Annotated in this window: 9 protein-coding genes; 5 read left to right on the top strand and 4 right to left on the bottom strand. The window is 45.4% G+C overall.

Annotated features, from left to right (window positions below; genetic code table 11):
- Positions 1-1238, top strand: a 1238-nt coding sequence (locus HMPREF9065_RS02050) for an ABC transporter permease (RefSeq protein ID WP_033002673.1), incomplete at its 5' end; no start/stop codon positions are given.
- Positions 1239-1263: 25 nt separating this feature from the next.
- Here HMPREF9065_RS02050 and murQ read toward each other — a convergent pair.
- The 3 genes from murQ to pssA all read right to left on the bottom strand — a co-directional run bounded on the left by murQ (position 1264) and on the right by pssA (position 4773).
- Positions 1264-2178 (bottom strand): N-acetylmuramic acid 6-phosphate etherase, encoded by a 915-nt coding sequence (gene murQ / locus HMPREF9065_RS02055; protein WP_021616701.1) that lies wholly within the window; start codon positions 2176-2178, stop codon positions 1264-1266.
- Positions 2175-3305: an anhydro-N-acetylmuramic acid kinase gene (locus HMPREF9065_RS02060; RefSeq protein WP_021616700.1), complete on the bottom strand. Its 1131-nt coding sequence runs from the start codon at positions 3303-3305 to the stop codon at positions 2175-2177. The genes murQ and HMPREF9065_RS02060 overlap by 4 nt, the downstream gene beginning before the upstream one ends.
- Before the next feature lie 100 nt (positions 3306-3405).
- Positions 3406-4773 (bottom strand): CDP-diacylglycerol--serine O-phosphatidyltransferase, encoded by a 1368-nt coding sequence (gene pssA / locus HMPREF9065_RS02065; RefSeq protein ID WP_021616699.1) that lies wholly within the window; start codon positions 4771-4773, stop codon positions 3406-3408.
- Positions 4774-4944: 171 nt separating this feature from the next.
- Here pssA and HMPREF9065_RS02070 point away from each other — a divergent pair, with 171 nt between their 5' ends.
- Entirely contained in the window at positions 4945-6021 is a 1077-nt protein-coding gene (locus tag HMPREF9065_RS02070; protein WP_021616698.1) for a tRNA/rRNA methyltransferase, read from the top strand.
- A 59-nt stretch (positions 6022-6080) separates the two neighbouring features.
- On the opposite strand, the gene HMPREF9065_RS02075 is transcribed toward HMPREF9065_RS02070, so the two are convergent.
- Positions 6081-6341: a YfhL family 4Fe-4S dicluster ferredoxin gene (locus tag HMPREF9065_RS02075; RefSeq protein WP_032997744.1), complete on the bottom strand. Its 261-nt coding sequence runs from the start codon at positions 6339-6341 to the stop codon at positions 6081-6083.
- A 66-nt stretch (positions 6342-6407) separates the two neighbouring features.
- Between HMPREF9065_RS02075 and HMPREF9065_RS02080 the strand changes: the two genes are divergently transcribed.
- The 3 genes from HMPREF9065_RS02080 to fbaA all read left to right on the top strand — a co-directional run bounded on the left by HMPREF9065_RS02080 (position 6408) and on the right by fbaA (position 9608).
- Positions 6408-7103, top strand: a complete 696-nt coding sequence (locus HMPREF9065_RS02080; RefSeq protein WP_021616697.1) for a ribonuclease T2 family protein — start codon at positions 6408-6410, stop codon at positions 7101-7103.
- A gap of 137 nt (positions 7104-7240) precedes the next feature.
- Entirely contained in the window at positions 7241-8404 is a 1164-nt protein-coding gene (pgk, locus tag HMPREF9065_RS02085; protein WP_021616696.1) for a phosphoglycerate kinase, read from the top strand.
- Between the two features lie 124 nt (positions 8405-8528).
- Entirely contained in the window at positions 8529-9608 is a 1080-nt protein-coding gene (fbaA, locus tag HMPREF9065_RS02090) for a class II fructose-bisphosphate aldolase (RefSeq protein WP_033002671.1), read from the top strand.
- Positions 9609-9631 lie beyond the last annotated feature (23 nt).

Here is a 9631-nt window from a genome sequence, read left to right as displayed (position 1 = left end):
CTCTGTGTATTCCTGCCTTCGTCAGTTGTTTCACTTGGATTAGCCTGACTTTTCGCGTCGAAGGCTTTTGGGGCACGATCGGCATTATGACCTTAAGCTCCTTTCCGCTTGCCTATTTGCCGGTTGCCGCCACCTTAAAACGACTGGATCGCTCATTAGAAGAAGTTAGCCTTTCTCTCGGCAAAAGTCGTCGCAACACCTTTTGGCACGCCATATTTCCGCAGTTAAAACCGGCTATCGGCAGCAGTGTTTTATTAATCGCGTTACATATGTTAGTGGAATTCGGCGCCGTGTCGATTTTGAATTATCAAACCTTTACCACCGCGATTTTTCAAGAATATGAAATGGCCTTTAACAACAATACGGCGGCATTGTTGTCCGCCGTATTAATGGCGATTTGTGCCCTGATTGTATTCGGCGAAATTTTCTTTCGTGGGCAACAAACCCTGTACAACAGCGGCAAAGGCGTGAGCCGCCCTTATCCGGTAAAAAATTTAACGGCCGGCAAGCAATTCTTGGCTGTCATTTTTTTCCTAACGATTTTTGTCCTCAGCATCGGCGTACCGCTCACCATGTTGATTTACTGGATGATCGTAGGAACCTCTCTTGAAAGTGCGGTAGATTTTTCCGCCTTTTTTGAAGCCTTCAGCAACTCTTTGTTAGTTTCCAGTTTAGGGGCTGGTCTCACCGTGCTTTGCGCTTTGCCACTCGTTTGGAGCGCCGTACGCTATCGTAGCCGCCTTACCCTGTGGATTGATCGCCTGCCGTATTTATTGCACGCCGTGCCGGGCTTGGTTATCGCGCTGTCGCTGGTGTATTTCACCATTAACTATGCGTATTCTTTCTACCAAACGTTCTTTATGGTGGTCGTAGCCTATTTCATGTTGTATTTGCCGATGGCGCAAACCACGTTGCGTAGCTCTTTGGAACAAATTTCCGACAATGTCGAAAAAGTGGGACAAAGCCTTGGGCGTAGCCATTTTTATATTTTCCGCACGCTCACCATTCCCGCCATGTTGCCGGGTATTGCCGCTGCCTTTGCGTTGGTGTTTCTAAACCTGATGAAAGAGCTCACCGCCACCTTATTACTCACCCCGAATGACATCAAAACCTTATCCATTGCCGTTTGGGAATACACCAGCGATGCCCAATATGCTGCTGCCACGCCTTATGCCATCATGCTCGTACTATTTTCCGGCATTCCGGTGTTTTTACTCAAAAAATATGGTTTTAAGTAAAAGTTATGCAGGAGGCATTGGCATTTTACCCTGCCAACGCGTCCTGTAATCGTCCTTTGTTCTGTGTTAAAACGGCTTCTGCTTGGTCTTTATCTAATCCGCTCAACAGCATCATAATGGCCAATTTGGCATTGCCATGCGTCGTGAAGAGGGTTTGTTCTGCCGTGGTTTGGTCGCACTCGGTAGCTTGCATGACAATTCGGATAGCGCGTGCTTTGAGTTTTTGATTGGTGGCTTGTACATCCACCATCAGGTTTTGATAGCACTTGCCGAGACGAATCATGGCAGCGGTGGTGAGCATATTCAGCACCATTTTTTGTGCGGTGCCGGATTTTAAACGGCTGGAACCGGTGAGCGCTTCGGGACCGACAGCAGTAGTGATGGCAATATCGGCAATGTCACTCATGATAGCGTTTGGGTTGCTGATCAAAGAAACCGTGATAGCACCGAGTTGTTTGGCATAGGTTAAGCCGCCGATGACATAAGGCGTGCGACCACTGGCTGCAATCCCGACTAACACATCTTTGCGACTAAAATGAATGTGACGTAAATCCTGTTCGCCTGCTTCACGATTATCTTCCGCCCCTTCTACGGCGTTGCGCAAGGCGGTTTCGCCACCGGCAATTAATCCCACGACCATGCTTGATGGCACGCCAAACGTTGGCGGACATTCAGATGCATCGAGTACGCCAAGGCGGCCGCTGGTGCCGGCACCCATGTAAACCAAACGTCCGCCAGACTGAAATGCCGCCACGATGTGTTCTACTGCCTGTGCGATTTGTGGCAGATTTTTCTCCACGGCGAAGGCCACTTGTTTGTCTTCATGATTTAACAGCGTGACAATCTCTAACGACGACAAAGCATCAATGTGCAGGGTGTTTGGATTGCGTTGTTCGCTTAACATCGTTTCAAGCGTTTTTAATAAATTGTGTTCACTCATGCCTGTTTCTCCGCAGGGAAAATTGCGCCTAAACTGACCGCACATTGGGCACCGGTCACACTTGGCAAATTAGACGGTAGGTTGTGTAAACGACGATAGGCAAGCCAAGCAAAAGCAGCGGCTTCCACATAGTCTGCATCCAATCCTTCATCATTGGTCGGGCGGCATTGCCATTGTGGTAATAGCGCTTGTAATCGCGTCATCAACAAGCCATTTTTTGCACCACCGCCGCAGACTAACAACCGGCGTGGTAATGGCGTTTCAAGTTGATTTAATGCGAGTGCAATGCTTTGTGCGGTAAATTCCAATAAGGTCGCCTGTACGTCTTGTGGTGGTATCTCACCTAAAAGTGCGGTGGTTTTTTCTAATGTTTTTTCAAGCCATGCCAGATTGAACAATTCGCGCCCGGTGCTTTTCGGTGGTGGCTGTTGGAAATAAGGATCTTTCAGCATTTCCGTCAATAATTCTGACCGCACTTTGCCACTACGTGCCCATTGCCCGTCAGCGTCATAAGATTTTCCGAGATGGCGCTCGATCCAAACGTCCATCAGCGCATTGCCTGTGCCGGTGTCGTAACCAATAATCGGCTGATGAGGAAAGAGGACGGAAATATTGCTGATGCCACCGATGTTCAGTACCACGGTTGCCCAGTCGTCATCATAAAACCACGCTTGATGAAACGCCGGCACTAACGGCGCGCCTTGCCCGCCAAATGCCATATCTTTACGACGGAAATCCCCGACCACATCAATGCCGGTGCGGGCAGCCAGGAGATTCATGTCGCCTAATTGCATGGTGAACGGAAAATTGCCTTGAGGCGCATGCCAAATAGTTTGTCCGTGACAGCCAATCGCGCGAATTTGCTGCGGTTGCAGTTGGTGACGGGTGAGAAAATGATTGACCGCTTCGGCGTAGAGTAAGGCTAAACGCTGATCTAATTCGCCTAGCTTTTGCAAGGTGGCGCTGCCTTGTGAAATTAATTGCAATAAATCTTGGCGCAAATCTGCCGGCATCGGTGTGAATTCTGCCGCGATAAATTGCGTTTTTTCGCCAAATGTCATCAGCGCGATATCCACACCGTCCAAACTGGTGCCGGACATGATGCCGAGATAATATTCTTGTTGCATGGCGGTGTCCTCATCAAAGATAAAAACAAAATGGGGAAGAAGATTTTCACTTCTTCCCCACCGGTGATGAAATGTTCCACAAAACGAACGGAACGACAGATTACAAAATCATCTTCACTAACTTATCCGCTTTAATACGGGCAAATTTTTTCAATAATTTTTGCACCGGCGCCGGATATTGCGCCATTTCTTCCAACTCCGTGTAATGTTGAAGCAACGTGGTATGTTGGCGAATATAGGCTAACTCCTGAATGACTTGAGGCAAAAGTTGTTGTTTTGGATCATGGATAAATAGGCCATTCTCCGCATCCAAGCGCCACGCCCGCGGATTCAAATTATTGCCGGTCAACAAAATATAATTATCGTCAACCCAAACGCCTTTCAGATGATAGGTGTTTGTACCGTCTTTCCAGGTGCGAATAATCAGCTGACCTTGTTCCATTTCACGTTGGAACTTTTTGCTAAAGCGGCGAAGATTGTTTTCATACAAATACGGCAACGCCCCGGCCATTTTGAACGGTTGTTCCGGCGGAATATAGAAATCATTCGCCACTTTATCGCCCACAATAATTTCAATTTTTTTGCCTTTACGTAGCAAATGGCGGATTTTTTGTTGCAATGTCCGTGGGAAATTAAAATACGGCGTACAAATAGTGAGCTTTTCATCGACCAGCTGGAATAAATCTTCGATCGTGCAATTCAATACATTGCCCGCGCCACCTAAACCAAACAACGGCGTTACAGTTAATTCGTTGCCAAAATCGACCGCACTTGACAGCTTATATTGCCCATTAAGTGCAAGATTTTTTCTAAAATGGCGGATATTTTGTCGAATTTCTTTGGTTTTCGGACGATTAACGCTATCCAACGGCAACACCACATCGCTATTCAACAAAAAGTCGCGAATAAAAGCCACCATGCTGTCGGCTAATTGCGGATGGGTAATTTTTTGATAACGGTCGTAACGGTATTTTTCATTTTGTTGTAAATACACGTTATTGATACTGGCGCCACTGTAAAGCACGGTATCATCAAAAACAAAACCTTTAATATGCAACACACCGAACACTTCGCGCGTATTAATCGGCACACCGAAAAATAGATTTGGATCATCGGCAAGTTGATATTTTTGGCGTTGTTCGCAATACCAATCGGCATTGGTCGCACTTTTTTCTGCACCTAATAAATTGCGCTGTGCACGATGCCAGTCAATTAAAATTTTAATTTCAAGTTCAGGCTTATCTTGTTTCGCACGGTAAATTTCATCGAGAATTTCTTGCCCGGCTTCGTCATTTTGCCAGTAAAGTGCGGTCACAAAAATACGTGTTTTCGCCTGTCTGATCAGTTGAATAATTTCATTTTTGAATGCCATTGGGCTATAAATAAATTCAACTTGTTCCGCCTGTAAAGCTAAACATGGCAGGCTTTCAAGACGCTTTTGAGCCTGTTTTGTCTTATCTCTAAACATAAAATTTATTCTCTGTTGTACTCAATGAGTCGGAACCTAATTGGGGCGATAGTTTACAATATTTATCGCCCCCCTTGGTAGAAAAAAGGCTGGTTTTCGTTATAATGCTCACAAATTTATTGCCAACAGCGCAAATTTATTCCATTCATCCACCCTATCGGCAACACAACTATGAACCAAAATTCAAACAAACCGACTTTCAAATCAAACAACCGTACTTTTTCCGAACGCAGTGTCGGTGACGACCGTCAAAAACGCGATAAAAATCGACCGCACTTTGCCTCCTCAAAAAGCGATTCTCGCCAAGAATTTCGCAGAGAGAGAGAGAACGACAGAAATACTAAACCAAAATTTAAACGTGCTGAAAGCCAAGAAAAAACTTTACACATTGCCGAAAGCACCATGAAAAAAGCCGGTGGTGCGGAAGGTAACGTGAAAGTCACCGTCAAAAGCAGTCGTTTCGATGATAAGCCGAGAGAGAAAAAGACCGGCCCATTGTCACCACGCGCACCGGAAAAAATCAAAAAGAATCGCGCAGAAGAAATGAAAGTGTATGGTGAAAATGCGTGTTTAGCCTTATTCCAACAACGCCCGGGAAGCATTGTGCGCTTGTGGGCAACCGTACAAATGGCGCATAAAATTGGGGATATTTGCAGTTATTTAGCCACTAATAAAAAGGTGTATCACATTGTGGACAACGACGAGATGATCAAAGTCAGCGGCACAGAACACCACGGTGGCATTTGTATGTTGGTGAAAAAAGCGCATCCGTTTACCTTGCAAGGCTATCTCGATGTGCCGCATCAAGAAGATTGCTTGGTATTGTTAGATAATGTGAACAACGCACAAAACATTGGCGGTATTTTACGTACTTGCGCCTTTTTCGGGGTGAAAAATATTGTGGTAGAAAACGCTGAAAGCCTTAATTCTGCCGTGACCTTACGCGTTGCAGAAGGCGGCGCGGAATATGTGCGCGTATTGGAAACCAATGACTCGCGCAATGCGCTTGCCCAATTACGCCAAGCCGGTTATCAAATCCTTCACGTGAGCGGCGATGAAAATGCAACCGCATTAGATAAAGTGCGGTTAAAAAATAAAACGGTTTTTGTGCTGAGTGAAAGCTCAACAGAGGCTTTATCAGAGAAAAACGATGAGCAGGTTCGTTTGGCGTTTGCCAGCCCAGTGAAAAATGGGTTAAACGTATCGGTCAATGCCGGCATTTTACTGGCGAAATGGTATTTTAGATAAAACGAGAAAAGTTAGGGCGGGTAAAAACGCCCTCTTTTTTCACCGCACTTTCAAACGCGTTACAGTTTGTCTCCGTGGTGAATTAACACAAAGCGCTCCCATAGCTGTTCTTCGCTTTCCACGTGATCAGGGTCAGTGATAATACATTTGCTGATAGGGCAAACTTTTTGGCAGGTGGGCGTGTCATAGTGACCGACACATTCGGTGCACAGTTCGGGATCAATGACATAGATCTCATCGCCGATTGAAATTGCTTCATTCGGGCATTCCGGCAAGCACATATCGCAATTCGTGCATTTGTCAGTGATGAGTAGAGCCATAGCGTCCTCGGGGAAAATGAAAGGGTCGGATTATAATCAATACGTTAACAAAGTGAAAGGAATTTTATGAACGAGAAACGTATGTTGCTACTGTCTTTTTTTGTGGTGGCATTTTTAATGTTTTTACTTGCCGGTTGGTATTATTTTTCGCAACAGAAACAAGCGGCGGAGGTGGTTGTTGATCGTAATTACGATTACATCATGAAAAACGATCCTATCGGGCAAAATAAACAGGCACAAACCGATTATTACACCCTCGTGTTATCTTGGTCGCCGGCATTTTGTGAACGACAACGTCAACAATACGGCGATAATTTGCCGACCTCTTTGCAATATCAATGCGGCTTAACCCAACAATTTGGTTGGATTGTGCATGGGTTGTGGTCACAAAACAAACAAGCCAGAAGAGTCTCCGATCACCCGCGTTTTTGTCAGGGCGATTTACCGCAATTACCGCAAGACCTTATTGAACGCTATTTGCCTGAAGTGCCGAGCGCCGGCTTATTACAAGGCGAGTGGGAAAAACACGGCGCGTGTATGTTTAACAATGCGCAAGATTATTTTGAAAAGATCAAAAATTTATACCGCACTTTGAAGCTACCGAACTATGAATTAAGCCGTACCGAACTGTTTAAATGGATGCGAAAAAACAACCCGCAATTAAAGGATGTTTACCTCGGTGCCGCACGTAATGAACTTTTTATTTGTTACGATTTAGACTGGCAAATTATGGATTGCCCAAGTAGTCGAACCGGCTATTAATTCAATAATTCGACATGGATCAATGAAATGTGTAATCCTAAAGTTGAACCCTTGAATTCAGGTTACAAGCTACTCAGTTACAGGTATAATGCCAACAGTTCCTATTTTTAATTTTAACCACTAAAGAGAGGTAAATTATGTCAGTAATTAAAATGACCGATTTAGACTTAAAGGGTAAACGCGTATTTATCCGTGCCGATTTAAACGTGCCGGTAAAAGACGGTAAAGTCACATCCGATGCGCGTATTCGTGCCACCATCCCAACCTTAAAATTAGCCTTAGAAAAAGGCGCAAAAGTGATGGTTACCTCTCACTTAGGTCGTCCGACCGAAGGTGAATTCACCCCTGAAGATTCCCTCCAACCTGTTGTTGATTATTTAAACGAACATCTTGATGTCCCGGTACGCTTAGTACGCGATTACCTTAACGGTGTTGACGTGAACGTCGGTGAAATCGTGGTATTAGAAAACGTACGTATCAACAAAGGCGAAAAGAAAAACGATCCGGAATTAGGCAAAAAATACGCCGCACTTTGTGATGTTTTCGTGATGGATGCCTTTGGTACAGCTCACCGTGCGCAAGCATCAACTTACGGCGTTGCAGAATTTGCACCGGTTGCCTGCGCAGGTCCATTGCTTGCCGCAGAACTTGATGCGCTTGGTAAAGCATTAAAAGAACCAGCACGTCCAATGGTGGCTATCGTAGGTGGTTCTAAAGTCTCCACTAAATTAGAAGTGTTAAACTCACTTTCCAAAATTGCCGACCAAATTATCGTGGGTGGCGGTATCGCCAACACCTTCATTGCCGCAGCCGGCCATAACGTGGGTAAATCCTTATACGAAGCCGATTTAATCCCGGTGGCTAAAGAATTAGCGGCAAGCACAGACATTCCTGTGCCAGTAGATGTTCGCGTAGGGACTGAATTCTCTGAAACCGCACCTGCGACAGAAAAATCCGTGACCGAAGTGAAAGATGACGAATCTATTTTCGACATCGGCGATAAATCTGCGGAACAACTTGCCGAAATTATCAAAAATGCGAAAACCGTTTTATGGAACGGCCCGGTGGGCGTATTTGAATTCCCGAACTTCCGCAAAGGAACAGAAATCATTTCTCACGCCATTGCCAACAGCGATGCGTTCTCCATTGCGGGCGGTGGTGATACGCTTGCTGCTATCGACCTGTTTGGTATCGCAGATAAAATTTCCTATATCTCAACCGGCGGCGGCGCTTTCTTAGAATTCGTTGAAGGTAAAGTGTTACCGGCAGTAGAAATCCTCGAAAAACGTGCGAAAAACTAACCGCACTTTTTCTGCATAAGATCGTCATAGCACGTGTCTGCTGATGCGTGCTATCAATCAAAAACGTAAAACAAATTCTTCAAATGGTGGGAGCAACCCACCCAACACAAAAGGAAAAACGAAAATGGCTAAATTATTAGATATCGTCAAACCGGGCGTGCTTACCGGTGAAGATGTTCAAAAAGTATTCGCATACGCAAAAGAACACGGCTTCGCACTTCCTGCCGTAAACTGCGTTGGCTCCGACTCCGTGAATGCCGTATTAGAAACGGCTGCCCGCGTGAAAGCGCCTGTAATTATTCAATTCTCTAATGGCGGTGCCGCATTCTACGCAGGCAAAGGCATCAAACCGACCAGCGGTGCACGTCCAGACGTTTTAGGTGCGATTGCAGGTGCAAAACACGTTCATACTTTAGCCAAAGAATACGGCGTACCGGTGATTTTACACACCGACCATGCGGCGAAAAAATTACTTCCATGGATCGACGGCTTACTTGAAGCCGGTGAAAAACACTTCGCTGAAACCGGTCGTCCATTATTCTCTTCCCACATGCTTGACCTTTCCGAAGAGCCAATGGAAGAAAACATGGCAATCTGCCGTGAATACCTTGCCCGTATGGACAAAATGGGGATGACCCTTGAAATCGAAATCGGTATTACCGGTGGCGAAGAAGATGGTGTGGACAACTCCGGCGCAGATGAATCTCGTCTTTACACCCAACCATCTGATGTGCTTTATGTTTACGACCAATTAAATCCGGTCAGCCCGAACTTTACCGTTGCAGCCGCATTCGGTAACGTACACGGCGTGTACAAACCGGGTAACGTAAAATTAAAACCATCTATCTTAGGTGCAAGCCAAGAATTCGTGGCAAAAGAACGCAACCTTCCGGCAAAACCAATCAATTTCGTGTTCCATGGTGGTTCCGGTTCTTCCCGTGAAGAAATTCGTGAAGCGATTAGCTACGGCGCAATTAAAATGAATATCGACACCGACACCCAATGGGCGTCTTGGAATGGTATTCTCAACTTCTACAAAGCGAACGAAGCCTATTTGCAAGGTCAGTTAGGCAACCCGGAAGGTCCTGATGCACCAAACAAAAAATACTACGATCCACGCGTTTGGTTACGCAAAATGGAAGAATCTATGTCTAAACGCTTAGAACAATCTTTCGAAGACTTAAACTGCGTTGACGTTTTATAATTGAAAAAAACACATTAAAATGT

This window comes from Aggregatibacter sp. oral taxon 458 str. W10330 (genome assembly GCF_000466335.1).
GTDB lineage: Bacteria > Pseudomonadota > Gammaproteobacteria > Enterobacterales > Pasteurellaceae > Aggregatibacter.
The sequence above is the reverse complement of the archived record's forward strand: the minus strand, read 5'-3'. Positions and strand labels throughout refer to the sequence as shown.